Source organism: Candidatus Chlorohelix allophototropha (assembly GCF_030389965.1).
Classification (GTDB): Bacteria; Chloroflexota; Chloroflexia; order Chloroheliales; family Chloroheliaceae; genus Chlorohelix; species Chlorohelix allophototropha.
In genome coordinates, this window is record NZ_CP128399.1 from 716994 (window position 1) to 743066 (window position 26073).

Sequence of the window (26073 nt, forward strand, 5' to 3'; positions counted from 1 at the left end):
GCTTCCTGATTCTAAGTTAATTACCCGCCGTAGTGCCAACCAAGCGCGGCAAGGCTGAGCGGGGTAGCGTCAGCCTTGTTTATACCAGCGTTCACAACTTTGCCGATATAAAGCTGGTGATCGCCACTCTCGATCGTATTTACCACTTCACATTCCCACCAACTAACCGCATCGGTAAATAAAGGAGCGCCTGTTTCTCCGGTAACGAATTCGAATTTATCCATTTTATTGCGATAAGGTTTTTGGGGTTTTACCATAAGGTCGATCAGGGCGCGTCCTACTTCGGAGTCCTCAACCACATTAACGCTGAAAACTCTACCCCCATCGATCAGCTTGCGCGTATGGGAGTCATTTTCAATTGCAATTGCTACCAACGGCGGGTCAAAGGAAACCTGTATGACCCAGTTGGCAGTCATTCCGTTCAATTCCTCTCCGTTCCGGCTGCCGATTATATACATCCCGTAGTTTATTTGATTGAGCGCATGGCTCTTGGCATTATCATCCATCTTATTCCTCCACATATCAGATAAAGGCGGAAGCGCATGGGAGTCGAACCCACCTGCGTCGCTCTAACGACGCACAGCAGTTTTGAAGACTGTGGCAACCACCCGGTCACAGGCGCTTCCATAATAAAAGCACTTAGAATTGTATGTATGAGGCTTGTGGCTGTCAAATGAGTATAAAATAACTAAGCGGTGAGAGGGTTAGCCTCACCGCTCTGGTTTACATTGATGAGTGAAGTGGATTTTTAATAGGGGCGTAAAACTTGCATGCTAAATTAAAATCCGGCTGAAGGGTTTAATTTCCCTCACCCGAACATAATTCTAATACACCAAATTAATAAGCACATCACTCTTAAGGATGATTTTTATTCTTGGAATGTATATTGAAAATTAATTTTTCACAATACACTGCTATTGGAGTGCTGCTGCACAGGCATTTAAAACTGCTATAATTTATATTATAGCTAGCATACAACATGTATTTTAAATGTCAAGAAATTCCTTTGCAAAATTCGAATTAACAACTCTTGACAAACTCTATAAAATACATTATCTTAATAACGCCGAGCGAGATTATCGGCTTAACAAATGAATAGTTGTTGCTCTTATCAAGAGAGGTGGAGGGATAAAGGCCCTGTGAAGCCCGGCAACCAACGCAAACCAAAAATAATGTGCGTATGGTGCCAATTCCTGCATAACAGTTAGTTGTGCAAGATAAGGGAGCTAGTAAAATTGCCTAAGCGCAATTTATCAAGAATATCTAGTTTACCCCCTTATCCAAGAGCAGATAAGCGGGTTTTTTTATACCCGTTTACTCCTATATGGTTAAGAACCGCGCAATTTTTTAAAGTTGCAGAGCCTGTTGCGTCGCTGGATTTGGATAAACATCCGAAAGCCGTTACGCTTTCTTAAAGTTTGCCCGGTTTAGAAAAACTAAATGCTCGTTATAAGGAGAGAAAAAAATGACCAGTATATTAGAAAAAAGCGAAAAACCCATTCAAAATATAGCTGTAAGCGCCGCATCGGGGTTGATATGTAAAGCTTGTGGTGCGCTGCATCCAATTTCTCCTGCGCATGTTTGCGATGAGTGTTTTGGACCACTCGAAGTAACCTACGATTTCAGCAATCTAGACCCGGTTAAATTAAAGAAACAAATTGAAGCTGGTCCGCGCGACATTTGGCGATATGCCCCTTTACTTCCGGTTCAACCGCATAGTCGTACACTGAGCGGTGTTGGTTATACTCCTTTGCAACGTGCTTGGAATCTGGCTGCTAAACTTGGAATAGATGAACTTTATATAAAAAATGATGCAGTTAATCCCACTCACTCCTTTAAAGATCGGGTTGTAGCAGTAGCGCTGGCAAAAGCGCTTGAATTTGGATTTGATACCATCGCCTGTGCCTCCACCGGAAATTTGGCAGGCGCAGTAGCGGCGGCAGGCGCACGGGCAGGCTTGAAAACTTATGTATTTGTACCTGCTTCAATTGAACCGGGCAAGATTCTGTCAGCCGCGGTTTACGGTGCGGAGATTGTATCGGTAGACGGCACTTACGACGAAGCAAACCGACTCGCCAGCCAAGTAGCAGACGAATACGGTTGGGGCTTTGTAAACATCAACTTGCGCCCTTTCTATAGTGAAGGTTCAAAAACGTTGGCTTACGAAACTGCCGAGCAATTGGGCTGGAAATTACCTGATCATGTAGTTGCGCCCATTGCCAGCGGCTCGCTCTATACCAAAATTACCAAAGGTTTCAAGGAACTCATCAGCTTGGGGTTGGTGGCTGACCAAGCGCTACCTGCTATGTCAGGAGCGCAAGCTGCCGGATGCAACCCGGTTGCCACTGCCTACTCCAATGAAGCGGGCGAAATTACCCCGGTACGAAACCCCACTACCATTGCTCATTCGCTAGCAATCGGTAGCCCTGCCGATGGTTATTACAGCTTGCAAATTGCCCGCCAGACCGGGGGGATAATCGAGCAAGTTACCGATGCAGAAATAATCGAGGCGGTTAAATTGCTGGCTTCCACCGAAGGTATCTTCACCGAACCAGCCGGTGGCGTTACGCTCGCAGTTTTGAAAAAGCTGATAAAAGAGGGCAAAATACGCCGTGATGAAAAGACCGTAGTTTACATAACTGGAAACGGTTATAAAACCCAATCCGCGCTAGAGGGCGAATATAACCTGCCACAGCCCATTACCCCGAAACTAAGCGCTTTCGAAAAACTGCTAGGCTGATTTTCAGACTCCTATATTTGCTTCTATAACTTCGGGGCATGCTATAATTTACAGTAGGTTATAGCATAACTCGAAGTTATATTAGACTTTAAAGGAGTTAGAGAAATGGCGGAGTCGCTCCCCGATAAGATAAAGTTAACCGCTCTGGCTGCATGCGCCGGTTGAGCTTCCAAAATGAGTCCAACGGCTCTGGAGCAAGTTTTGCTCCCTTTGAAAAAATACAATAACCCCAACCTATTGGTGGGTTTGGAAGCCAGCGACGATGCGGCGGTGTACCGGATTTCGTCCGATGTGGCAATTGTACAAACCGTCGATTTTTTCCCGCCGGTAGTTGACGACCCTTATTTTTATGGAGCGATTGCGGCTGCCAATGCGATGAGCGATGTGTATGCGATGGGTGGCGAGGTTACGATGGGTATAAATATCGTAGCTTTCCCCGATAATCTGCCCTTGTCTATCCTTTCAACCATTCTTCAGGGCGGGGCGGACAAAATGGCAGAAGTGGGCGCAGTTATTGCGGGTGGTCATACTGTAACCGACAAAGAACCTAAGTATGGAATCTGTGTGACGGGAGTGGTGCATCCCGACCAGATTTTTACCAAAGGGGGGGCTAAAGCGGGTGATTTTCTCTATCTGACCAAGCCGCTTGGGGTTGGCACGATTACTACCGCGCACAAGGGCGATAAGGTTGACCCGGAAGACTTGCGAATCGCTATCGAGAGCATGTTAAGGCTTAATCGGGGCGCTTCTCAAATATTGCGGCGTTTTGGAGTCGGTAAGGTACACGCCTGTACCGATATTACTGGCTTTGGCTTGCTTGGGCATGCTTCCGAAATGGCAGCCCAGAGCGCAGCGGTTGATCTGGTAATCGATTCGCAGGCTGTGCCGCTATTGCCGGGCGCGCGCCGCTATTCTAGCGAGGGCTTTATGCCGGGTGGGATGGGTAGAAATCGGGTATTTCTACAAGAAGAGACTGTACCTAAAGTAAAAGTTACCCGCAAACTTGAGCTTGACTTAGAAGATTTGTTATTTGACCCTGAGACTAGCGGCGGGTTGTTTTTTGCTTTTGATGCAAATGCCGCCGAAAAGTTGGAAACTGCTTATAAAGCGGCGGGCGAACCGTTATGGAAAATCGGCGAAGTTCAACTTGGCAGCGGTCTGGTGTTGGTAAAATAAGTAACATGTTTTTTTGAGGGCGTGGTTATTGCTATGCCCTTTCTTGTTGTCTGAAATCGGGAATAGTGTAGGCTAACTTGTGGTTTTAGCAGGCTGTGTTGCAGATGAACTTATAATGGATGGAGTGATTGTGTTTTATGAAAATGTAAGGGATCAAAATATTGGAAAATAATAAACTTAAATTTATTTATCTATCTCTAGCAACCTCTTTCGCAACTATAACCCTAAAAGCGGTTGCTTTTTTGTTGACCGGCTCGGTCAGCCTTTTGTCAGACGCGATGGAGAGCATCGTCAATGTTGTTGCCGCTTTCACTGCGCTAATTGCCTTGAAGATAGCAGCGCGTCCTCCCGATAAAACTCACCAATATGGGCATGAAAAAGCCGAATTTTTTAGCAGCGCTATTGAAGGTGGGCTAATTCTAGTAGCGGCTTTCGCAATTGTAAGCCAAGCTATTCCGCGTTTATTCAACCCGAAGGAACTTGAAAGCCTCGGTTGGGGCTTGGGGGTTTCAATGGCAGCTACCCTGCTGAACTTTATTGTGGCGCGGACTCTTATAACCGCGGGTCGCAAGCATGATAGCATTGCTTTGGAAGCCGACGGTAAGCACTTAATGACCGATGTAGTAACTTCGGTGGGGGTGGTAATTGGCTTGCTGATAGTTTTACCTACAAACTGGTTACTACTCGACCCGATTATCGCTATTCTGGTGGCATGCAACATTATTTTTGAGGGTGGCAGGCTGATAATGCGTAGCGTGGATGGCTTGATGGATAAGACTTTGCCTGAGAGCGAGATTGCACGGATTAATAAGACGATCAATGAGGTGGTGAAATCCTCGAACGGGCAGGTAAATTTCCATAATTTGCGCACTCGCAAAAGTGGCGGATTCCGTTTTGCCGAATTGCACTTGCTAACGCCGGGGAATTGGTCGGTGCTGGAAGCGCACCAATGGTCAGAAGAGATACAAGAGGCTTTAGGCAAAGAATTTAGCAATATCCGGGTTTCGATTCATGAAGAGCCGATAGAAGACCCCCGCGCTCACAGTGATTCTTGGAGCTAGTAGTAGCAGGGAATTGAGCGGTCGGTTGGTTAATGTTACTGTTTCATAGGAGTTATAGTGCGCTTGAGGTTTGATTTCCAGAATTTAAAGTTACAACACTTTTGGAGAGGCGGCGACGGCTGGAGACGCTCTCTTCGAGGGTATCGCGCACTATGATTTCATATAGAAAAGCCTTTGCCCCGCCCTGCCTACGCAAAATACGTCCCAAACGCTGGGTATATTCGGTAGAAGTAGCCCCGCCTCCCAATATTATGGCTATCTTTGCGGCTGGCAAGTCTACGCCCTCGTTCAATACACGCGCAGTTACAATGGCGGGGAATTCTCCGGCACGAAATCCGTCCAATATCGCTTTGCGTTCGGCGGTGGGAGTTTGGTGAGTAATGGCGGGGAGTAGAAATTGTTCGGAAAGCTCGTAAACAGCCTGATTTGTTTCGGTAAAGATAATGGCGCTTTGTCCCTGGTGTAGCGCCATAATACGCGCTAGCGCAAGTCGTTTGGCACGCGCATTCTCGATTATTTGCTCCATTCTCGCTTTGTAGAGCAACGCCTGACGATAGAGTTTGTTTTTGTTTTGCTCGCGCATGAGCGTGTTATACCATTTCGCGCCAAAGCTTTTCCACATGCGCTGCGCAAAGGGTGAATAAAACGCTTTAAGTTCGTTATATTCCTGTGCTTCCGCCTCTGTAAATTTTACCCTTACCCTTACCGTTTCGTATTCAGCCAGATAAGTACCTGCCATTTCTTCAGGGGTTTTGTAATAGCAGGGCGGTCCGATTAGCTCTTGTAACAGCATATGGTCTTCAAATTCGGCGGGGTAGGTAGCAGTTAGGGCAAGTCGTTTGGGCGCTATCGAGAAACGAGCGGCTTGTTGCCAAATCGTACCGGTGAGATGATGTACTTCATCGCATATCAATAGGTAAAAGCGGTTTCCCAGTTCCTCTAGCCTTTGTGAGGCGCTGGAATAGGTGGTTACGGTGATGGCACGTATATCTTTTTTCTCACCGAAATATGCGCCGATGTTTTCCTGACCATAGACATTGCTAAGATTCTCATACCATTGATGTAACAAGTCAAGTTGTGGGACTATGATTAAGGTAGGCGCGCGCACCGTTTCGATTGCCAACATCGCTACCATGCTCTTGCCTGAGCCTGTGGGCAATACCACAGTGCCACGCCCTCCCAATGTTTTCCAAGACTCGATTGCTTCAAGCTGATATGGACGAGGCGTAAATGTTGGCGGTGGGTTTACTGCATAGGCAGCGCGTTGCTCAGCCACTTTGTGTTCAGCTTTAGGTTCGGACTCATTACTCAAGCGTTCGAAGCGAAAACCTCTAACTGCTTGATGTCGGTAACGGGGGGCGTTATTGGTATAGCCCTGCTCTGCCAACCAGCCTTTGATTTCGGGGTAACGGTAGGCGGGTGCGACCCAATGTCCGGCGTGCCACACAAAATAGTCAGGCAGAGAAGGGGCATCTTGTGGCACTGCTTTTAGAATAAGCGCCCCGCCTTCAAACACCAAACGGGGCTGCTCATATCTATCTAAATTCAGGGTTAATTGAGCTTCGGGAGCAGGAGAAGGTTTCTTTTTCATTCCTCCAGCCGTAAATTTTTCAAAGCAGACCAGCGAACATCCACCGGAGCGGCGGTGTCTTCTTCGACTTCCACTTCTTCATTATTTACTCGCTCTAGCTCACTGTACAAACCGGGGCAATCCTCGCCACAATGCGGATATAAGGGCAGGCTTACCAGAATTTGCTGTCGTAGCGCTTCTCCTAAGTCAAGTAAGTGGTTTTCGTCAATCACCAGTTTTTCATCGTCAAAGCCTTCTTGCGGTTGAATCGGTAGCCCGGTAATCACATCAATACTGGGGCGATAAATATCTTCTAATTCAAATTCAATATGCGTAGCGAAATCGTTCAGACAGCGCACACAATTTAGTATGGAGTCCGCTTCGAATTTTCCCTGCACCAACGCATCGTTGACTACTTTGGTCAGGTGAACATGCCCTTTTATATTGGTAGCAACGGTCGCATCGTTATCATCGAGGTTTAATTTTGCAGTTTGTACATCATAGCTACGGGTCGCCCCTTCATGAGAGCGTAGCAATTGCGCCACATTAAAAATCAGATCGCCATTTTTATCAATTATGATATGCGCTTGCCGATTTTGAAAACGAGTCGTGCGTCTATGCTCACGCTCGTTATTCCTTGCGGACTCGATATTTAACGGTCTTGGCTCAGGGCTGGGATAATTGAAATTAAAACGGGTTCGCGACTGACGAGGAATACGCTTGGGTTGTTCTGAATTATCCATTTTTATACTTCTCGTTTCTAGTTGAGACGATTAATCCCCGTCTTCGTTTTCTTGCTCTTGTTCTTTGGGTGGCGGTTTTGGCACTGCCCTAAGAACCGGCTGCCGATTCGGAGTAAAGAAATTCCCACCTCTTTCGGGCGGCTTGGGGTTGGGCTGCACCGAAGGTTTCGCCTGATTCGGTGGTTGCTGCGGCGGTCGCTGCTGCTGAGGTTGGTTTGCTGGTACGGGCTGTGGTTTCTTTGTTATAGTGGGGGTAGGCTGTGCTGGTTGCCTGCCACTTTCGGCAGCGGCATTAGAATTCTTTTGTGCCACTTTTTCAGCCGGGACATACTCAGGTTTATATTGTTCTTGATATTCGTCAATTTGTTGCTGGTATTGTTCAGCCTGATCTTTGAAGCTACGCAACCCATTTTGAACCATGCTAAAATGTTTGCCCAGTAAGGTTTCCAACTCCTGAAGTACCTGCACTGCGTATTGGTTAGCGCCTTCCCGCATTTCTTGCGCCTGAGCCACCGCTTCATCATACATCGACTGTGCTTGCATGTGCATCTCATCCGACTCTTCGGTGGCAACACTAATAATAATCTCGCGTTGCCGTTCCGCTTCCGCCAGCAAACCTTTTTCCCCTAGCATATGTTGCCGTTCGCGCTCTGCTTGCTCAATAAGGTGTTGGGCATCTTCAGTAGCATCTGCCAGAATACGCTCACGCTCAAGTAAGGTACGTTTGGCAATTTTAACTTCTTCCGGCACAGTAATACGCATCTGGTCAATTAGATCATAGCATTCCTGCTCATCGATCATAATCTTGTTGCCAGTGAGCGGCACTCTTTTGCCATTGCGTATAAGGGCTTCAAGCCTATCAATTAAATAATCAATGTCCATGCCTAGTGCTGTAGGGGAATAAATAATTATTTTTCTGTTTATACTGATTTGTACTATACATAATTGTACAATACTACGCAACAGTTGTGCCTCACAAGGCTGTTGCGAGAAACGTTTTTAGAGCGATAATCGGAGAGGATGAGAGAGGATGAGTTCAAGGGGACACCCCTTGCGACCCCGACAGGCGTTCCACCTGCACCCCCTTTCCGAACTTGCAACTACCCTAAGCAGTTGTGTCTCAAGTTAACTTTATTGCCACAGTATTATAGGCTGTATAAAGCTTTGTGGCTATGTGGGGTGGTACCATTTGAGATACATCTCCACCTAGCCGCGCAATTTCCTTTACCATGCTGCTGGCAATATAGGAAAAATTCTGCGATGTCATTAAATAACAAATCTCAATATGAGGAGCTAGGTTGCGATAATTCTGGGTTAACTGTAATTCATAATCAAAATCACTAACGGTACGAAGCCCTCGAATGATCACCTGTGCGCCAATTTCATGAGCATAATGAGTGGTCAGCATTTTATAATGTTCCACCCGAATGTTGGGAACATTCTTTATAGCCTCAATAATCATAGCTTTACGCTCTTCGGTAGAAAAGAGCAAATTTTTAACAGGCGCATCATAGGGAGCAATTACTACTTCATCAAATATTTTTGCAGCCCGCGTTGCAATATCAATATGACCATAAGTTATCGGGTCAAAACTCGCCGGATAGAGCGCCAGTACCACAGAATTTATTCCTCCTAGTCGGTGTCAGGTGCAGTTAAAAGTTCGGGTGGTGGTTCACCTTCCATATAAATAGAGAAAGCAGAATCGCCATGTTGGCGAAACCGGATACGTTTTAGCATTGCAGAGGACGTATCCGGTTTATCAGCATCAATGCCATCCCCCTCGTAGCTGTCAGCCAGTACTACACGAGGCGAATGTCCAATTATTACCAACCCTCCCGACTTTAGCAAACCACTTCTAGCCACATGTTGAATGGTTTCGGGAATTTTGGGATCAGCATAAGGCGGATCAAGAAAAATTATATCATATTTGGTATCTTCTACAGGTAAAATAGCTAACTGCTCCTCTACCGGGTTTTGATTTTCATCAATTTCGAGTTCCAATGTTAGTCGTGCATCCCGCCAACTGCCACCCTTGCGGCGATGTAATCCTCCGGTGGCGCGGTGCTTCCTTTGGCTACTATCGTTAGAAGGCGGTGCATTTATAAAACTGGTTACACTGCGATTGTTAACCCGCGCTAATTGCGCAAAACCTGTATGTTCAAGGTTATCTGAAATGATTCGGCAAGTTCCGGCGTTAACTTCTACAAAGTCCGCCCACTCTGCTCCTCTTGATAGCGCTTCTATCCCTATAGAACCTGTGCCTGCATACAAATCTAGCACTCTGCCCCAATCCCGTTCGAGCTGCGACAGAATATTAGAGAGCATGGAATATACTGCGCCCTTGACCTTGTCAGCCATAGGGCGTGTACTCGCGCTTTTCGGACCTTTCAGGGTATGCCCTTTGGCAATACCTGCAATAACACGCATTTTTGTATCAATTCTCCAGTTCGTTAGCCGATTTTATCCCAGCTTAGCTTTGCTACACCGCTGCCACTGGCATTGAAATATTCCAGCACAATTGTGATAGTGCCTGCCAGCGAAAAATCGAAGGTATAGGTTTGAACGCTACTGGGTCTCCAGTATTCATTGGGATTATCCCCGCTTGCGGCTACCCCGTTCAAGAACATTCGGAATCCGTCATCAATCGTTGCGCTGAACCGATAATTTCCTGAATCAAAACTAATTGTTTTTGTCCAACGTGCCGAGAAGTTGGTAGGGAAGATGCCGAGCTTTCCACCTTCTGGCCCGCCTGTTCCAAAATCATAATTCAAATCAGGTTCATCGCGGATACAACTAGGAGAACCTGCCAATCCCGGATTATTGAAATATTCCGCTTTCCAACCGTTGAATTGGTCAGACCAAGCATAGGCATCATTCGGTTGTGGTTTGCTGGTATCCCATACCAAATAGCCCGCTTCAAAATTAACCTGCCGAAGCCCGTCAAGGTTGGTAAATTCATCACTCATTACCGAACCGAGCGGGCCGCTGCTACCGTTATAAGCATCTCGATATTTTGATAGGAATTGTCCCTCAATTACAAAAGCCGGTTGTAGCGCCGGAATCGGTGAAGCATTTGGCTGGTCGTTACGATCATCGAGTGTGATTATGGATTGTCCAAAAGCACCCCCGTTAAATTCCTGTACCCAACGTGGGTTATCGGGCGGGGCGACCTGTGCAGGAGAATTCTGTCCTGTGCCAAGCGCTGAGATACCACCATTTCGTTTGAAAGCCGCCACGAACCGCGCTTTCTGCTCAGCGTTTGTCCCATCTCCCACAATCACCGGCACTCCATCCTGTATGGAAGGCGGTTGCGGCTGTGGTTGCGCTATAGGCGGTTGCGGTTGTGCTACAGGTGGTTGCGAAACTACCTGTGGTTGGCTCTGTGCCGGTTGCTGCGGTAACGGACTATCAACCAGCATCATCCAAGGGCAGAAACCAAACTCCCACCATGCGTAAATATCGTCAGAACCGCCCTTTTTGCGCCAGTAGGGATCGTTACAAATGAACCTACCATCATTGGTTAGCCCCTTCACCAAAACAACATGACCGAAGCCATGCACAGTTGTACCAAGCACTACTGGCTTTCCGTTGCGTAGTTGTTGCTTTACCAAATCCTGAGTAGGGCTAACCGAACGTGCACCAAGTCCGTGTTTGCTCACGAAATCCGCCGCTAACCCGCCATAAGCATCCCCGCCATTTGTACAAGCGCCGTATGCGCCCGCCACCCAATGCCCTTTGGGGTCGGGTTGGGTTCGATTAATGCTCACGCCGCGCCTGTTTGTATAGGCGTTACTTATATACCAGCCATAAGGACTTAAACCCCACTCGTAGTTGTCATTGCGCTGGTCGAGCAAACCATAAGCTGCCAGCAGCATGGTTGAAGAAGTAGGACCACAAGCCCAATTGCCGTCAAAATTTGGGGCGGTATCATGTACCTGATTTATATAAGGGACATCTAGCAAAACATCAACATTGCCTCCGGCTGAGAAGGCGCTAACCCCTCCACTACTGCTAATTGTGCTATCTGCCTGGGCGTTTAGAGTAGTTTGTACTGAAGAATTCCAATCAATTACGGCTCGGCGAGTGCCATCGCAGCCAATGAATTCCACGCCGCTGCCTACATGCGCGAAAACTCCCGAATTATCGTTCGCCCAGCACACCACATCGAAATAATCCACATCGGCTTGTGCCGGTAAAATCATCTTTGGTTGTTCAGAACCGTCAGTTTTTACCGTCCAAACTGTACTTCCCGCGACCTGTCCCTGTTCATCGAAAGTGCGGCTGCTAAAAGCTAACAAGCCATTGTCAGGGCTGGCGTTTATATCCGTTACGGCAAACTCAACATTTACGGTATATATCTCTGCGCCACTATTTGCATCTACTGCTCTTATCGGCGTGGCATGGTTGGACTGAAGATAAGGAGAAGGGCTAAGGCTGTAAACCAGCGCGTCTTTATCACCTACTTTACATAATATAAGGTTGTAGGCATTGTGATTAACCCCATCAAGTACATCGCTCAGCAAAAATTCGTGTTCTTTAACCCCTTCAAGCGTTATTTCGGCATAAGTTGGGGCGGCTCCAACCCCATAACCCTTGCTACTTATATACAGTTTCTGACCATCTGAAGAAAACCCCGTGATACTTTCAGCATCATCCCCATATATTTTAGCGGGTGTGCTACCATCAAGCGGAACCAGCCATATTTCTGATACAGGTTGCCCATATGGGTCGGAAGTTGGCATAGATTTTATCACCGCCAGTTGCGCCCCATCGGGACTCCAAACCGGATGGCTATAGCGTTCAGACCCGGAAGTCTGGAAAATAGCCGTTGCCTTAAGCGTAGCTAAATCGGCTAATTTTAGAATCGGACTACCAAGCGCCCCATCCGACATTAGATAAACCAACTTGGTTCCATCCGGTGAAAGCACCGAATCTACATTTACACTGTTGGGCAGCAAACCCAAATCTGAGGGATCAACCGTTATCGTATGGGATACATTTATACCATTTACTATATATATACCGGGTAAACTACCGGCTGTAGCTACAAATGAACCACTAGCCGGTAAAGCAACGGCGGTTAGTGTATCAGACATTGGAGACTCCTTTATCTGGTAAACATTTGAGGATAAAATATTAATACACTGAGGAACATTAGCAGAATTGCTAAGCACCAGAAACCTAGAATTAGGTTCCCGCTCATAATTATTATACGCCGTGAAACTACTAGGTTCTCGGCATCATTTAGTTTGAAAATCCAGTTTTTAAACATGCTGTTTGTTTTATCTAGGAAACGCTGACCGGTTCTAGTTGAAAAGAAAAGAAGGCATAGTAGGAAAGAACCTAAACCTAAAATGCCGGGAAAGGAATGGTTCGACCAAGTTGCAAGTATAGCCAGTCCTGCGTAGAAAAATACAATAGAGTTTTGCTTGATAAAATTATAAAAGAAAAAGGGAACCAGTTTAGCATACACTACTTTTGGAATTTCTTCACCGTTGGCTATGGCGCGTTGAATCGAGCGATCGCGTGCCTCTAGCAGTTTGTGATAAACCGCAGAGGCTTCCTCTTTCAGTTTTAAGGTAAGATTGGGAACTTCACCACGTTCAAAGCTGATGGTTAGATAACTGAAGTCTTTACGAGATTCGAATTCTACCGTCAGGACGTGGCATAAATCGAAACTTTTATAGCTAACTTTAGTGGTTTGTACTAGCAAGCGTTCATCGGTAAGATAGTAACGGGGAAATTGGCGGCTTGTACCTCGATAATCTTGCCCCTTCCAGAGCAAGACTTCGCCCGGCAACAGAATAGCTGTTTCTACTGAGAGGGACATAGGCGCAAACCTATTTCTTTTCAATGGATTGTATGGCTAGTTTGGCAAGCATGCTAAAGATTTGATCGACATTATCACCGTTACGCGCAGAGGCTGTCAGATGAGGGGCATGCGCGTAATTGGCAAATATTTCTGCCCATTTTTCGGGGAAACGGAAGCCTAAATCTATTTTGTTACCTACTACCATAATTCCAGCATTCGGGATGGTAGAGCGGCACATATTATTCCAGACTGCCAGTTGTTGCAATGTTTTCTCACGGGTTACGTCATATACCAACATACAACCGGCTGCACCCCGGTAAAACTCAGTGCGTTCAAAATATTCGCCTGCTATATCCCATAATTCCAGCTTTACAGGACGACTGCCAGCCATCGCTATATGAGTAGTGACGTTTAAACCAAGGCTGTGGCTATACTGCCCACTGAACTTTCCCATGGTATATTGTTCTACAAGGCTTGTTTTGCCTACAGTCTTTTCACCCGCTACTATCACCTTTATGCTTTGCAGCATTGTGCTTGGCTCTCTTTCAATTTTCCGGCACAACCCACCGTGATATTATGCTTAAATGTTAATGCTGTGTTTATCGGATTATACTCTAACCACGCACTCGCTACAATAGTACAGTCTTTAATGTTTAAGGCTTTCTATTGCTTCCCAAACTTGAGAAACTGTAACTTTCTCAATCCCACCCTGTGCAGCGCTAATTGTCTCATATTCATGCAAGGGTAAATTGCTTTTCCAATCTAGATTGGGCGGATATACTGCTTTTCCTCTAGCTGTATAAGGCCCGTAGGCTATTGGATTGCTCGGTCCGAAAATCGCTATTACTTTTGTGCCACATGCCACTGCCAGATGCATCAAGCCGGTATCATTACCAATAAATAGCGCGGCTTTCTCAAATAATGCGCCGCTTTCATCTATGTTAAACATACCCACTGTATCAATTACAGATTCGGCTAAACTTTCGGGAATTGCTTGCAATAAACGTTCAGCTAATTCACCATCACCCTGTTGTAACGCTCCAATTATTATAACAGTATAATCTTTTGTTATCAGCCTTGTGGCGATTTCAGCGAAATTCTCCGGTTTCCAGCGTTTGGATTTTACAAGGGTATCAGGGTTGTTGCCTCCCCCCGGATGAATTACAACCAGCTTACCATTGCTATTCTGAAAAGCGGGCAATTCTCCCAGAAATTTTGCCACCTTGCTCTTTGCTTTATCCGATGGGTAAAACTCCATTTTTGCTGCTGTTGGGTCAAGTCCGGCAGCCCTGAGTACATCCTTATAAATTTCAGCTTCGTGCTTTATTATAGCGTTGCGTTCGAGCCGAGAACGGATGTTGAGCGCAAAGCCTCGTCCTCGGCTATCAATCCCCACTCGTAGTTTTGCTCCTGCCAACCAAGGCAACAAATTCAATAAGGGCGAACGATCCAGCACTATTATTGCTGAATAATGCTGCCTCCGCACTTTACGGGTAAAAGCTAGATATTGCTTTAATGTAAAGGAAGAACCGCTAACGCCTGTATCCAATATTCCATCTAGGCGCGGGTTGCCTTCCACTACTGGTTTAGACCAGTCGCTAACTGCATATTCTAAATGAGCATGCGGCAAAGCCTCTCGAATTGCCGCGATAACCGGAGTAGTAAGAATTACATCTCCCAGACAGCATGGCTTAAGGATAAGTACCCGCGCTCCGGTAGGCAAATCTCTCAAGTTTGCGCTATTTCGCTCAAATAGCCTGAACAATAATGCTAGAATCCGGCAAATGAGCGAGATTAGCCTTTCACGAATCAGGGCGAGGCGACTACGCCGGAAAGTCCCGGTCTTATGCATAGATTTTTATGCTTGACCGGGGAGTGGTCCTAGAGCAAAGGTCATTTCCCCACGCGCGGCTATCTCGCCATCCACAGTAGCAACTCCATGCGCTTTACCAACCGGTCCGCGCACCTGTATCATTTCTGCCTCAAGTCGCAAAATATCGCCGGGTCGTACCTGTCGTTTAAAGCGCACGCCATCCATGCCGCCAAAAAAGGCGATTCGCCCTTTATTCTGCTCCATGCCGAGCAACGCCACTGCCCCCACTTGCGCCAACGCTTCAATGATTAACACGCCGGGCATTACCGGGTAATCGGGGAAATGCCCTTGAAAGAACCATTCGTTATAACTCACGCTTTTAATACCTACTGCGCGTTTGCCCCATTCCACTTCTATTATCTTGTCAAAGAGCAGGAAAGGGAAACGATGCGGAATAATCTTCTGGATTTCGGGGATTGTCAATTCCATGGGTAGGTTAGTCTCCTTTTTTGAATTAGCTTTTGCCAATTTTACCATATTCGCTATAATCAAGAGCATGAGCAAACTTGAATTTGAAAAATTTGTTAAAATAGCAATTCGTAAGTTACCACCTCGTTTCAGAAAAGCAATGGCAAGCGGTAATCTGGTAATTGTGGTACAACAACGCCCCACCCGTGAACAACTATTCAAATTAAAACTTGATCCGGTAGAAGAAAGCCTGTTCGGTTTATATGAAGGGGTTTCGTTGCCTAATCGCACACAGGGTTATAACATGACCGTACCGGATAAAATTACTATTTTTCAAGAACCGTTGGAAGCGGCTTATCCAAATCCTTTGAGTTTGAAAGAACAGGTGCGGCGGACAGTTTTTCACGAAGTCGCCCATTTCTTTGGTATAAGCGACGAAGAATTAGACGCGATGGGCTGGGGTTAAAAAAAGTAACCGTTCACAAAAGTCAGAAAAGTTGTATAAATTAGCTAAAAAATAAGCATATCCCACCCCTACGAATTGTTTCTTATGGATATATGCCGTGAGAAAAGGCGGTTCGTACTTGACCTATAATTCACCTAACCCTAAAATTAAGCCGCGACTTGCTTTAGATGAGAAGGGGTTTTTATGCAAAGTATTAAACTGCATTCGCATACTGGCGCAGATGGTATGCTTAAACTAGAAGTGCCGATGGGGCTTGCCAATACCGATTTTGAGATAGTGTTAATTGTACAACCAGTAACAAAAGCCGAATCTAGCCCGGAAGATTTGGGTTGGCCCACAGGCTTTTTTGAGCAGACTTATGGAATATTGGCGGATGACCCGATTGAGCAGGTGGCACAGCTTGAATATGAGGAGCGTGAGGAAATCTTGTGATTTACCTGCTGGATAGTAACACCTGCATAAAATATATGAATGGTAGGTCTATAGAAGTTCTGCATCGCCTTCAAGCTTTACCCACGCGAGATATTGGGGTTTGTTCGGTGGTTAAAGCTGAACTGTATTATGGTGCGATGAAAAGCCAAGACCCGGCAAGATCTCTTGCTGCCCAAATGTTGTTTTTAAATCAGTTTGTCTCTTTGCCTTTTGATGATGTAGCCGCTGAAATTTATGGTCAGGAACGGGCTAGATTGACCTTACTTGGTACACCCATCGGCGCAAACGATTTGTTGATTGCCAGTATTGCGCTTGCCAATGGGCTGACACTGGTTACGCATAACACCCGCGAGTTTAGCCGGATAAACGGACTGCGACTGGAAGATTGGGAAACTACATTTTAACATACGGCAGCAGCGTGCTGGGCGACTCTTTGTAGAAAACGGTTCTTCTACAAAGTGTGTAGTACGATTGCAATGATTTTTATAAAGTAAGCTTGAGAGTCAGATTCTAAGCAGCAATCAAAGCAAGTCACGTTAGCAATGAACCAAAAAAGAGACGCAATTGCTGCGCCCCTTGATTTTTGTTAAGCTATTTTCGCGCTTACTGCCCGTAACTTTGGGTATAGCCTTGTACACCGTCGAAATTATATAGGCTTTCAATTTCGACAAAATCTAGTCCTGCCTCCGCGAATTTGCCGAGCAATTCTACCAAGTCGGCATGCGTGACTTTATGCCCGTTGCTGGTTTGGAAGCGGCAACGCCAATGGTCGGTGTTAAAGGTTTCAGCCATGCCTTCGGGCCATACCTTAACGCCTCGGTTGGTGATAATTTTCAGTTCCAACCCTTTAACGGTAATATTTGTCAGCTTTTCCGCCAATTCATTAGCGCTTGTTCCAGTCCAATCTAGAAACACATCTACGCCCACCAGTACTTTGATGGCACGCACCGATTCGATTAGGTGCATTTCATGTGAAGCTACCCCGCCTTCATCGCTGGCTTTGTAAGTAACTGTTTTGAGCGTTTGCGGTTTCTGCCCTAGACGTGCAACAACCGCTTGCGCAAATTCTTTAGTGCCGACCTTTTCCTTACTTACTCCTTCAGTGTAGATGTCATAAGTATGAATACCGTCTTCGATGGTGCGTAACCAAGCGTTGTGGACACGTTCCGCTACCTTTGACTGTCCGATATGAACTAGCATCATCACCGCCCCTAGCAATAAACCGGAGGGGTTCGCCATATTCTGACCGGCGCGGCGCGGCGCAGAGCCATGAATTGCTTCAAACATGGCGGCATGCTGCCCTATGTTACAAGAACCTGCCAAACCTACCGAACCCGCGATTTGAGCCGCCACATCGGATAGTATATCGCCGTACAGATTGGGCAACACAATCACATCAAAAGCTTCGGGCGTATCTGCCATTTTGGCTGCGCCAATATCAACAATCCAACTTTCGTTTTCAATATCCGGATATTCTTTGGCAACCTCGTCAAAGACTTTGTGGAATAACCCATCGGTCATCTTCATAATATTATCTTTTATGAAGCAGGTAACCTTTTTGCGGTTATACAACTGGGCATATTCAAAGGCATAGCGGATAATTTTTTCGCTACCGGGGCGGCTGATCAATTTGAGTGATTGCACCATTTGTTCAGTTTGGCGATGCTCAATCCCGGTATAGAGATCTTCTTCGTTCTCGCGAACAATTACAATATCCATCCCCGGATGCTTGGTATCCACAAAAGGATGGTAGGCTACACAAGGGCGTACATTAGCGTATAGACCAAGCGCATTACGAACCGTCACATTGAGGCTTTTGTATCCGCCACCTTGCGGTGTGGTGATGGGCGCTTTCAGGAAAACTTTAGTGCGGCGGATTGATTCCCAAGCGTCCGCTTCTATTCCGGCAGTATTGCCGCTCAAATATACCTGTTCACCCACAGCCACTTTCTCAATTTCGATTTCTGCGCCAGCTTCAAGAATGATTTGAAGGGTAGCATCCATGATTTCGGGCCCAATCCCGTCACCATGCGCTACAGATATGGGGGTTTTAGACATTAGAACCTTTTCTCCTGCTCATAATAAAAATGAGGTATTTACAATATTAATATAACATGCACTGTTTCTTCACACAAATTGTGCTTAGCAATGATGTTAATAGGTTGCCAGCAAATCTTTCCACTTTGCTGCCATTATGCGGTTCTTACCGGTGCGCTCTGTATCAGCATGTGCCAGTGTAATTTCGTAGCTAATCCCATCCATTGTGTTAATGAGTAGCGTATCCTCGTTTTGTTTGACCGTGCTGATGTCCTTACGGTGGAGTACCAACAAGCTTTTGCCGGTTCTGATAGCAGGATTTGGTCGTTTTTCTTTACCGTATATGAGAAGGTAGTGGAGAGTTAAAAGCATTAATCCGGCTTCGGGTGAAAATCCGTGGGTTTCGCTAAGCAAACGCATGCGTACAGGCTCAGGACCTTGCATAGGCTTTTCAATAGAATAAGGTGCTAGTAACCGTTCCACTTCGGCTCTATCCTCTTTGCGCAGCATAGAGGCATGCACGAATATTGTCTCAAATTTCGTTAACAGACGGATTCCATTCGCGCCAGTCGGGTCTAGTTTAAATCCGGTCTTGCCATAGCTGAATCGCTCGTAATCGTAGCACGCGGTTTTGGCACGTGATAGGTCGAACTCCACCAAAATTTTCGACCCGTTTTTTACATATAGGCAATTGTTTTCATGTACCAGCGTTGTACTTACTACCACTATGCTGACATATATTGCGGTCATTAAACCGATGACACTCAAACCGACTAGCAAGAGTCCCAGCAGGGCAAGTAGGGTAAAAGTTATCGGTGTGGTATTGATGAGTGTTGCACCTAAACCTACCAACGCTATTCCGAAAAGAATCAGGAAAAGAGCGTTAAAAATTAGCTTTACATAACGATTAGGCACAAAACGGAAATTAAACGCCAAAGCAGGTTTCTCCTGTTTATTCGTCAGTTGCGGAATCCCATAAGGTAGATTGGCGGGTTACAGTTGAGGTGGTATCGGAAGCTACTAAACCAAGCCGATCTCGTGCGCGGGCGGTAGGATTGCGCTTCAGGTGGTCGTAGGCACTTTGAGTAACAATGCGCCCACGCGGGGTACGCACAATGAAGCCGAGTTGCAGTAAATAGGGTTCGTATACATCCATGATAGCATCGGTTTCTTCGCTGGTAGCAGCAGCAAGCGTTTCTATGCCTACGGGACCACCATCGAATTTGTCAATCAAGGCTGTCAGAATGCGCCTATCGCCATCGTCCAGACCTAATTCGTCAACGTCCAACATATTGAGCGCGTCTTGCGCCACTTTGCGAGTAATATGTCCTTCGGCACGAACTTGCGCATAATCTCGCACACGTTTTAGCAAACGGTTGGCGACACGGGGAGTACCTCTAGAACGGCGGGCAATTTCGGCTGCCCCTTCCGCATCCACCGGAATACGTAATATCACGGCGCTGCGTTGAATTATCAACTCCATTGCCGCCTGATCGTAAAAATCGAGCCGATAAACTGCTCCAAAACGATCACGCAAGGGCGAAGTTAAGAGCGCAAGACGGGTGGTAGCGCCGATTATGGTAAAGCGCGGCAACCTGAGATGGATAGTCTGCGCGCTTGGTCCTTTCCCGGTAACAAGGTCAACCGCGAAGTCCTCCATTGCCGGATATAACACTTCTTCAATGGTGCGGTTCAAGCGGTGAATTTCATCAATGAACAGGATATCTTCACGCTTAAGGTTGGTTAGTATCGCTACCAAATCCCCAGCGCGTTCGATGGCAGGTCCACTGGTGACGCGAATATTTACGCCCATTTCGGCAGCAAGAATGTTGCTCAGCGTAGTTTTGCCAAGCCCGGGAGGCCCATAAAATAAAACGTGGTCAAGCGGTTCTTTGCGCGCTTTGGCAGCTTCGATTAATATTTGCAGGCTTTCCTTTATTTTATCCTGCCCTATATATTCAGCAATGGTGCGCGGACGCAAAGTAGCTTCAAAGGCACGCTCTTCCGGGCGTTTCTTAGCTGAAATAGGTCTTTCGTTGCTTTCAGAATCTAGCATTGGGAAAATTTTATATCTTGTTATATAATCTTATTAATATTTTGCGCTAATTATAGCGCGTTTGTTCATATTTGTCTCGCGAAAGTGCAAGGGATGACTGATAAACACTTTCAAGCAGTTTCAAATCGCTTGAGCAAAAGCTATCAGCTTCTGGCTGAGGTTGAGCAACGGCTGATAAACCCCCATGACGAATCCACACAACGGGCGGGTTTGCTAAAAAGCAAACAGAAAATAGAGGAACGTATTTCTGAATTGGAAATCACGTTACTGAGCCCTGCCAGACCCACTCTACCGGATAAATCAATTCATTCGCCTTCGTTTGAAACCCTGATTAGCTATCTGGAAGATCCTGACCCGGCGGTACGTTTCTGGGCATTAGGCGAATTAGCCGCCTCTAACCAGCAGGAGGCTTATCCATATCTACTCAAATCTTTGAAAGACTCTGACCCTGAAATTAGAGTTACGGCGGTTGAAGCGCTTGCCCGTTTTGGGCGGTATGCAGTAAAACCCTTGCTGGCTTTATTTAGTGACCGCGATTACCGGGTGAGAAATAGCGTAGTAACTGCGCTAGCTTGCATTGGTCCCACTATTTTGCCCTATCTTATTAATCTACTCAAGGATGAAATGGTGGAAAAGCATGTTCTGGTAGTTGCTACGCTGCGTGAAACTGGTCCTGTTCTTTTACCTCAATTGCATGAAATGTTGCGTTGGCCCTATTCTAATCTGGTGTATTCGATTGTTACCGTGATCGGTGATTTGGGTAATGACGAAAGCCTGACATGGCTGCAACCATTAGCGGACGGGCAGTGGCAGCCTACCAGTTGGGGAGCTTCTATTAGCGAAGCAGCCCGAAATGCAATCCGTAAAATTCGCCGAAGAAAAACTATGTTTGAATCCGGTAAGAAGCCCGGTAGTGATGAAGATTTCTAGCATGCCGCAATCCCATTCAGGCAAAGTACAGGTTGGCACATTAAAGCTTGCTTATGAGCAAGTTACTCCGGCAGAATCACAGGGCAATCTTTTGTTGCTCACCGGGCTTGGCGCAACCAAAGCCGCTTGGTATGGGCATCTCACCACCTTTGGGCGACAGTATAGAACCGTTGCTATGGATCATCGGGATGCCGGTGGCAGTGATAATTCGTTGGAATCTTATACTACTCAAGATCAAGCGCACGATGCCGCCGCTGTTATTAAAGCGTTGAACCTTGCCCCCTCGCATGTTATCGGGGTTTCGATGGGCGGCTATGTGGCAATGGAACTGGCTTTAGGCTATCCTGAACTGGTAAGCAGCCTGATACTGGTATGTACCAGCGATGGCGCACCTTCTAATTTACCGCCTACATCGCAAGGACTGGCTGCCTTGGAGTGGTTTCCCGGAGAAGACGGCGTCGCTTTTCTCAGGCGTAGCTACCCTTTAATCGTTGCCCCCGGCTATTTCGATAAATATCCTGAAAGGTTGCAAAAGCTGGTTGAGGGAATGGCAAAAAGTATGATGCCGTATGAGAATTATCAGCGGCAGAAAGCTACGATTATGCGCCGCAGCCTGTACCCACGTGTGTGCCAGTTGGCTAAACCCACCCTCATTTTAAATGGTGAGGATGACCCTGTTTGTCCGGTAGAAAATGCACGTGAATTAGCACAACACATACCCAGTGCAAAGCTGATTACTTACCCTGACTGTGGGCATTTGGTAACTATGGAGAAAAGCCGTGAATTTACCGCAGATGTTCTGGCTTTTTTGAAACACCGTTAAGCTCTAGTTTCTACAAGTTTTATAGCGTAAAGGGTGTTAGCTCACATCAATGCGTGGCTTGACACAGGGATCTACGATAGTGTTAGTTTAATTCTTTTACCGCATCAACATTTAAAGTTATACCATCTTCTGAGGAAAAATGAATTACAGCAACTATTGTTTCGAAAAAATCATCATAAACTGCTAATCCAGTTCTTTTTGCATCAAGACCATCGGACTCAAGGATAGCAACAAGTTTAGCTTTTTCTCTATCCCAACTAATTTTAGGGTTATAAAGATATTCTCTTAAAGAGAGTGCCGCTATTAAGCTTGAAAGGTTATCCTTCACTTCATTTTCGCTCAGACCTAATAAAGATAAGTTAACCGAAAACCTCTTCATCTTTTATTCTCGATTATGAGCTAATCATACAACCCACTATTCCCTTACTTATGCCAAATTGAGTGTTGTAAATAAAACCAACAAGGTCTGCGCTGAAGTAAAGTTTCCCAATTCCATTCTGGAAAGAGTTTTAAGGAACAAAGCTTTTTTGTCTTATTAAGGGAAAGGGTCACTACTTGGAAGTCATTAAATAAAGAAACTATTACTCGCTCAAATACCCAGATATTCCCGTTGCAAATCTTGGTCATTCAGAATCGCTTCGGCAGGAATTTCGCGTTTGACTTGACCTTTATCCACTAGAATTGCACGTAACGCCAAATGTACCGCGAAATCCAGATTTTGCTCGACCAGCAAGACGGTTATATTTTTCTCCGTATTAATTCGTCGGATAATCTCTGCTATCTGATCCACAATCGAAGGTTGCACACCCTCGGTTGGTTCATCCAGCAGTAATAGCTTGGGATTTGTTAGCAGGGCACGTGCCAACGCCAAAATTTGTTGCTGTCCACCGCTCAGGCTACCGCCACGCAAATTGCGCTTTTCCGCCAATACCGGAAATTCGCTGAAAGTTTCCTCTAGCTTCAAATTCAGGTTTGGTTGGCGAGAAGCATAGCCTGCTACTTTCAGGTTCTCCAACACCGTCAGGTTAGGGAAAATTTCGCGCCCCTGCGGTACATAAGCAATCCCCATTTGGGCGCGTTCATGCGCGTGCTTATGAGAGATGTCTTTATCGTCAAATGTTATTATGCCCGATTGCATAGGCAGTGTACCCGCGATTGCCCGCAACAGGGTGGATTTGCCTGCACCGTTACGCCCCAACACGGCTACTATTTCTCCGTTTGCAATCTCAAGATTAAATCCGGATAGTACAGTGGTGCGTTTGTAACCGACTGTAAGGTTACTTAACTTCAACATTGTGGTGTCTCCCCAGATAAATGTTCTGCAAATCCTCGTTCTGTCGTAATTCTTCAAGACGACCCTTCGCAAAAATTTGTCCTTGGTGAAAGACTGTGACAGGCGCATCCAGTAAGCGCACAAATTCCATATCATGTTCTACCACAATTACGCTTGCATGTTTCCCTAACTCCCTGATCAGATCAGCGGTGCGGGCGGTTTCTTCGCGGGTCATTCCGGCGGTAGGCTCATCCAGCAAAATAACAGAAGGCTCTTGTGCTAGCACCATTCCGATTTCTAGCCATTGTTGTTGCCCGTGCGACAGCGTCCCGGCTTGCATATCGGCATAATCCAAGATTCCAAAACGCTCTAGCAACTTTTCGGCTTGCTGCTTCGCCCAAAGTGAATTGCGACTATTGGCGTATGCTGCCAACCACATGTTTTCAAATACGCTCAACTCGGTAAAAATACTGACCACCTGTAGCTTTATACCCATTCCTTGCTGGACTCGCCGAAAGATCGGTAGTCGGTTCAGCGGTTTTCCGGCAAATAGCACCTGTCCGGATGTAGGTTTGTAGCGACCTATTAGCAGGTTAAAATAGGTGCTTTTTCCCGCCCCGTTAGGCCCAATCAGGCAATATACACCAGGCGTACCAAATTCGAGGCTAGCGCTTGCCACGGCTACCAGTCCGCCAAAGGTTTTACGCAAATCTACTGTGTCCAGCCTACCGCCGTTTTTTCGATAAACGCGCGCGCTTGGTATGGTTTTCAGTTCAGGTCTTTTACTTTGGACTGTGATTCGGGGTATAAGTTGGAAGCGGCTTAACAAAGTTGCAAGGGCTGGAACAATTCCGGTTGGTAATACCAGCACAATGAGAATCATTACCAGACCCAGCACAATCGGGGTTGCTTCTGTGCCTCCCTTACTGAGGGTGGTAGATAATCCCTCCACCAGAATCGCCCCGGCAAATGCGCCCGTAAGCGAGGCGCGCCCCCCCACCAGCACATATATAACCACCAACGAAGCCTGAGAAAGGCTGAAAACGGTGGGGCTTATAAACTGACCCCACGCGGCATAGCATCCGCCCGCTAATCCGGCAATTCCCCCTCCAAGCGTATAAAGCAGCAATTTATAGCGGCGGGCATCATAGCCGAGCAATTGGGTACGCAATTCGTTGTTGCGCAATCCGGCAATTACTTTGCCAAAAGGTCGCCATAGCAGATAGCGTACCCCAAACGCGATTGCTGCCGCTAAAATAATAGTAAGCAGCAACAGGTCGCGCTGGCTAGGGTACGAATTAAAAAGTGTTAGCGGCGGTACATTGGTCATGCCGTTAAAGCCGCCGAGATAGGCTTTGCCGATAGCGTATTGCCGCCCGGAGGTACTGAGCATAAAGGTGTAAAGCACCAGCGTAGTCGCCAGCGTAATTACCGCTATATAAACATCGCCGACATTGCCGTAAAACATGAAAAAGCCTTGCGCCGCCGCAAATAGAGCAGCCAACAAACCCGCTGTCACCAGCGCGCTCAGGCTCTCTCCGGTTGTATTTAGCAGGTTAACGCCCACCACCCCGTAAGCATAGCCACCGATTCCAAAAAAGGCTACTTGCCCCAGACTGAAAATGCCACCCTTGCCCCATACCAGCGTTAGGCTCAACGCCAGTAAGCCGTAAATTACCCATACAGTCCATTGGGTCGCCTGATAATCTTCGACCAATCCGGTGAGAATATACGCGGCAATCGCAATAACTAGCAGCCCTTTGGCTTCAAAAGGGATTTTTTGCAAAAGTAACTTCATAGCTGTTTACCCCAGCGTCCTGAAAGCCCGGTTGGCAAAAAGCGAATCAGCACAATGGCAAAGATGAGTAACGCGGCTTGACCGATAAAAGGGGTTGAGACATACGAGGCAGTGTATTCCACCGTACCGAGCAAACCAGAGGCAGCGGTAGTGCCTGTCAACACTCCCGGTCCGGCAATGATGACGTTCATAAAGGTGCGTCCGATATATGCCTGACCCATTCCCGGCACTACTCCAGTAATCGGCGCGAGTAATGCTCCCCCCGCCCCCGCCAATGCCGAACCAAAAGCGAAGGTTAGAGCGTTCAAACGCCGGGTGTTGATGCCCAGCGACATAGCCATTTCCGGCAATTGCATGGCAGCCCGCGCCAGCAGCCCATAGCGGGTGCGTTTGAAAACCCAGAAAACAACGCTTATCAGTAAAAGAGCCGCAAATATCAATACCATCGAATACCACGAAATCGAATATTGCCCCAGATTGAAGCTGCCGAGCGGAGTAGGAATTCCTTGCGTGGTAGTGCCAAAGATAAAAACCACTGCCTGCACCATTATCAAGCTCAAGCCCCATGTCGCCAGCATTGAGTCTGCCAATCGCCCGTATAAGAACTGGATGAGCAAACGCTCTACCAGCAAGCCAAACAATCCTACTACTAGCGGAGCGAGTAGCATCGCCAGCCAGATATTCAGCCCGACGCGCACTCCCGCCAGCGTAGCAAACGCCCCTAGCATCAGGAACTCACCATGAGCTAGATTTATTATGCCCATCATGCCGAAAATCACTGCCAGCCCGATTGAGATAATCAGTAGCAGTGAAATGCTGGTCAGCGCCGTTAATAGCTGGTTCAATAGCTGGTCAAGATTCATAGAAAATTCCTC

The 26073-nt window shown here is 46.7% G+C and carries 26 protein-coding genes, 1 tRNA gene and 1 riboswitch; of the genes, 8 read left to right on the forward strand and 19 right to left on the reverse strand.

Annotated elements, in window-relative coordinates; translation table 11 throughout:
- Window positions 1–20 precede the first annotated feature (20 nt).
- Window positions 21–506 carry a flavin reductase family protein gene (locus OZ401_RS03130; protein WP_341469253.1) on the reverse strand — a complete coding sequence of 162 codons (486 nt, stop codon included), beginning with the start codon at window positions 504–506 and terminating at the stop codon, window positions 21–23.
- A gap of 27 nt (window positions 507–533) precedes the next feature.
- Window positions 534–626 (reverse strand) — tRNA-Sec (locus OZ401_RS03135).
- Window positions 627–1105: 479 nt separating this feature from the next.
- Window positions 1106–1224, forward strand: a riboswitch (SAM riboswitch).
- 241 nt (window positions 1225–1465) lie between these two features.
- Here OZ401_RS03135 and thrC point away from each other — a divergent pair.
- The 3 genes from thrC (at window position 1466) to OZ401_RS03150 (ending at window position 4977) form a co-directional block, all read left to right on the forward strand.
- Window positions 1466–2740, forward strand: a complete 1275-nt coding sequence (gene thrC / locus OZ401_RS03140) for a threonine synthase (protein WP_341469254.1) — start codon at window positions 1466–1468, stop codon at window positions 2738–2740.
- Window positions 2741–2845: 105 nt separating this feature from the next.
- On the forward strand, window positions 2846–3916 hold the full coding sequence (gene selD, locus OZ401_RS03145; protein WP_341469255.1) for a selenide, water dikinase SelD: 1071 nt from the start codon (window positions 2846–2848) through the stop codon (window positions 3914–3916).
- A 161-nt stretch (window positions 3917–4077) separates the two neighbouring features.
- Window positions 4078–4977, forward strand: a complete 900-nt coding sequence (locus OZ401_RS03150; protein WP_341469256.1) for a cation diffusion facilitator family transporter — start codon at window positions 4078–4080, stop codon at window positions 4975–4977.
- Window positions 4978–5029: 52 nt separating this feature from the next.
- Here the strand turns inward: OZ401_RS03150 and OZ401_RS03155 are convergent, their stop codons facing one another.
- The 10 genes from OZ401_RS03155 to fabZ form a co-directional block, all read right to left on the reverse strand.
- Entirely contained in the window at window positions 5030–6568 is a 1539-nt protein-coding gene (locus OZ401_RS03155) for a DEAD/DEAH box helicase family protein (RefSeq protein ID WP_341469257.1), read from the reverse strand.
- Window positions 6565–7290 (reverse strand): YceD family protein, encoded by a 726-nt coding sequence (locus OZ401_RS03160; protein WP_341469258.1) that lies wholly within the window; start codon window positions 7288–7290, stop codon window positions 6565–6567. The genes OZ401_RS03155 and OZ401_RS03160 overlap by 4 nt, the downstream gene beginning before the upstream one ends.
- 30 nt (window positions 7291–7320) lie before the next feature.
- A complete protein-coding gene (locus OZ401_RS03165; RefSeq protein ID WP_341469259.1) occupies window positions 7321–8172 on the reverse strand; it encodes a F0F1 ATP synthase subunit B family protein in 852 nt (283 codons plus the stop codon).
- A 238-nt stretch (window positions 8173–8410) separates the two neighbouring features.
- The gene (gene coaD, locus OZ401_RS03170) at window positions 8411–8908 is read right to left on the reverse strand and encodes a pantetheine-phosphate adenylyltransferase (protein WP_341469260.1); all 498 of its coding nucleotides are present in this window, start codon (window positions 8906–8908) and stop codon (window positions 8411–8413) included.
- 14 nt (window positions 8909–8922) lie between these two features.
- Window positions 8923–9717 carry an RsmD family RNA methyltransferase gene (locus OZ401_RS03175; RefSeq protein ID WP_341469261.1) on the reverse strand — a complete coding sequence of 265 codons (795 nt, stop codon included), beginning with the start codon at window positions 9715–9717 and terminating at the stop codon, window positions 8923–8925.
- A gap of 23 nt (window positions 9718–9740) precedes the next feature.
- A complete protein-coding gene (locus OZ401_RS03180; protein ID WP_341469262.1) occupies window positions 9741–12386 on the reverse strand; it encodes a C39 family peptidase in 2646 nt (881 codons plus the stop codon).
- Window positions 12387–12397: 11 nt separating this feature from the next.
- Window positions 12398–13120: a hypothetical protein gene (locus tag OZ401_RS03185; RefSeq protein WP_341469263.1), complete on the reverse strand. Its 723-nt coding sequence runs from the start codon at window positions 13118–13120 to the stop codon at window positions 12398–12400.
- Window positions 13121–13130: 10 nt separating this feature from the next.
- A complete protein-coding gene (locus OZ401_RS03190) occupies window positions 13131–13631 on the reverse strand; it encodes a GTP-binding protein (RefSeq protein ID WP_341469264.1) in 501 nt (166 codons plus the stop codon).
- 117 nt (window positions 13632–13748) lie between these two features.
- Window positions 13749–14954, reverse strand: a complete 1206-nt coding sequence (locus OZ401_RS03195; RefSeq protein WP_341469265.1) for a glycosyltransferase family 9 protein — start codon at window positions 14952–14954, stop codon at window positions 13749–13751.
- 6 nt (window positions 14955–14960) lie between these two features.
- Window positions 14961–15404, reverse strand: a complete 444-nt coding sequence (gene fabZ, locus OZ401_RS03200) for a 3-hydroxyacyl-ACP dehydratase FabZ (RefSeq protein ID WP_341469266.1) — start codon at window positions 15402–15404, stop codon at window positions 14961–14963.
- On the opposite strand from fabZ, the gene OZ401_RS03205 reads away from it, so the two are divergent.
- From OZ401_RS03205 to vapC, 3 genes are all read left to right on the forward strand, one after another.
- A complete protein-coding gene (locus OZ401_RS03205) occupies window positions 15403–15849 on the forward strand; it encodes a metallopeptidase family protein (protein WP_341469267.1) in 447 nt (148 codons plus the stop codon). The genes fabZ and OZ401_RS03205 overlap by 2 nt on opposite strands.
- A gap of 183 nt (window positions 15850–16032) precedes the next feature.
- A complete protein-coding gene (locus OZ401_RS03210) occupies window positions 16033–16281 on the forward strand; it encodes a hypothetical protein (RefSeq protein ID WP_341469268.1) in 249 nt (82 codons plus the stop codon).
- The gene (gene vapC, locus OZ401_RS03215) at window positions 16278–16685 is read left to right on the forward strand and encodes a type II toxin-antitoxin system tRNA(fMet)-specific endonuclease VapC (protein ID WP_341469269.1); all 408 of its coding nucleotides are present in this window, start codon (window positions 16278–16280) and stop codon (window positions 16683–16685) included. Before OZ401_RS03210 ends, vapC begins: the two co-directional genes overlap by 4 nt.
- 199 nt (window positions 16686–16884) lie before the next feature.
- Here the strand turns inward: vapC and OZ401_RS03220 are convergent, their stop codons facing one another.
- The 3 genes from OZ401_RS03220 to ruvB form a co-directional block, all read right to left on the reverse strand.
- On the reverse strand, window positions 16885–18339 hold the full coding sequence (locus tag OZ401_RS03220) for an NADP-dependent isocitrate dehydrogenase (RefSeq protein WP_341469270.1): 1455 nt from the start codon (window positions 18337–18339) through the stop codon (window positions 16885–16887).
- A 96-nt stretch (window positions 18340–18435) separates the two neighbouring features.
- Window positions 18436–19254 (reverse strand): hypothetical protein, encoded by an 819-nt coding sequence (locus tag OZ401_RS03225; RefSeq protein WP_341469271.1) that lies wholly within the window; start codon window positions 19252–19254, stop codon window positions 18436–18438.
- Window positions 19255–19270: 16 nt separating this feature from the next.
- A complete protein-coding gene (ruvB, locus tag OZ401_RS03230; protein WP_341469272.1) occupies window positions 19271–20374 on the reverse strand; it encodes a Holliday junction branch migration DNA helicase RuvB in 1104 nt (367 codons plus the stop codon).
- Between the two features lie 93 nt (window positions 20375–20467).
- Here ruvB and OZ401_RS03235 point away from each other — a divergent pair, with 93 nt between their 5' ends.
- Entirely contained in the window at window positions 20468–21304 is an 837-nt protein-coding gene (locus OZ401_RS03235) for a HEAT repeat domain-containing protein (protein WP_341469273.1), read from the forward strand.
- A complete protein-coding gene (locus tag OZ401_RS03240; RefSeq protein WP_341469274.1) occupies window positions 21228–22127 on the forward strand; it encodes an alpha/beta fold hydrolase in 900 nt (299 codons plus the stop codon). Before OZ401_RS03235 ends, OZ401_RS03240 begins: the two co-directional genes overlap by 77 nt.
- Before the next feature lie 82 nt (window positions 22128–22209).
- On the opposite strand, the gene OZ401_RS03245 is transcribed toward OZ401_RS03240, so the two are convergent.
- The 4 genes from OZ401_RS03245 to OZ401_RS03260 all read right to left on the reverse strand — a co-directional run bounded on the left by OZ401_RS03245 (window position 22210) and on the right by OZ401_RS03260 (window position 26061).
- Window positions 22210–22506, reverse strand: a complete 297-nt coding sequence (locus OZ401_RS03245; RefSeq protein WP_341469275.1) for a hypothetical protein — start codon at window positions 22504–22506, stop codon at window positions 22210–22212.
- A gap of 210 nt (window positions 22507–22716) precedes the next feature.
- Entirely contained in the window at window positions 22717–23421 is a 705-nt protein-coding gene (locus OZ401_RS03250; RefSeq protein WP_341469276.1) for an ABC transporter ATP-binding protein, read from the reverse strand.
- Window positions 23405–25198, reverse strand: coding sequence for a branched-chain amino acid ABC transporter ATP-binding protein/permease (locus OZ401_RS03255; RefSeq protein WP_341469277.1), 1794 nt, complete (start codon window positions 25196–25198; stop codon window positions 23405–23407). The genes OZ401_RS03250 and OZ401_RS03255 overlap by 17 nt, the downstream gene beginning before the upstream one ends.
- Window positions 25195–26061, reverse strand: a complete 867-nt coding sequence (locus OZ401_RS03260) for an ABC transporter permease subunit (protein ID WP_341469278.1) — start codon at window positions 26059–26061, stop codon at window positions 25195–25197. The genes OZ401_RS03255 and OZ401_RS03260 overlap by 4 nt, the downstream gene beginning before the upstream one ends.
- Between the last annotated feature and the right edge of the window lie 12 nt (window positions 26062–26073).